Annotated in this window: 1 protein-coding gene; it reads left to right on the top strand. The window is 62.5% G+C overall.

Annotated features, from left to right (window positions below; translation table 11 throughout):
* Positions 1 to 264 (top strand): hypothetical protein (locus SB689_RS23380; protein WP_410694437.1); only part of this gene is annotated, 264 nt, incomplete at both ends.

Genomic DNA, 264 nt, shown 5'->3' with positions numbered 1-264 from the left:
GGGCACGACAGTGGGTGCGATGGGTGTCGGTGGCGCTGCCCTGGCTGCCGGTATCACCGCTGTTGGTGGCGTCCTGGTGAACTCGCTGTTGCCACCGGCCACACCCTCTACCAACTCGCCTTCTGATCAGTCCGAGACGCCGACTTACGGTATCGACGGGGCCAAGAACACGCAGACGGAAGACACGGTGATTCCGCTGGTCTACGGCGAGTTCCGAGTGGCCGGCAACTTCGTCAACGTCAAGACCGAGAACGTCGATGACAC

Source organism: Chryseobacterium sp. SIMBA_038, assembly GCF_046535115.1.
In the GTDB taxonomy this organism is placed as follows: domain Bacteria; phylum Bacteroidota; class Bacteroidia; order Flavobacteriales; family Weeksellaceae; genus Chryseobacterium.
Note: the sequence above shows the minus strand (reverse complement) of the source record. Positions and strands in the feature narration are given on the sequence as shown.